Genomic DNA, 338 nt, shown 5'->3' with positions numbered 1-338 from the left:
TTCATGACTGGGGTGAAGTCGTAACAAGGTAACCGTAGGGGAACCTGCGGTTGGATCACCTCCTTACCTGAAGATACTTTCCCGCGAAGTGCTCACACAGATTGTCTGATAGAAGTAACGAGCAAGACGGCTGCGAAGTCGACACGACAGTGTCCCCTTCGTCTAGCGGTTAGGACTCCGCCCTTTCACGGCGGCAACAGGGGTTCGAATCCCCTAGGGGACGCCAACTTGCCTGGTGACGAGTGAAAGGCGTCGCTACCGTATCTTAAAGATGACTTGCGAGTCATGTTTAAGATATTGCTCTTTAACAATCCGGAACAAGCTGAAAATTGAAACGA

At 50.9% G+C, this 338-nt stretch carries 1 tRNA gene and 1 rRNA gene; both read left to right on the top strand.

Annotated elements, in window-relative coordinates:
• Window positions 1–66: ribosomal RNA gene (locus MKZ79_RS21195) — 16S ribosomal RNA — on the top strand; the annotation flags it as partial.
• A gap of 85 nt (window positions 67–151) precedes the next feature.
• Window positions 152–226 (top strand) — tRNA-Glu (locus tag MKZ79_RS21190).
• The last annotated feature ends 112 nt before the right edge of the window (window positions 227–338 follow it).

The organism is Erwinia sp. CGal63 (assembly GCF_037026505.1).
Classification (GTDB): Bacteria; Pseudomonadota; Gammaproteobacteria; order Enterobacterales; family Enterobacteriaceae; genus Erwinia.
Note: the sequence above shows the minus strand (reverse complement) of the source record. Positions and strands in the feature narration are given on the sequence as shown.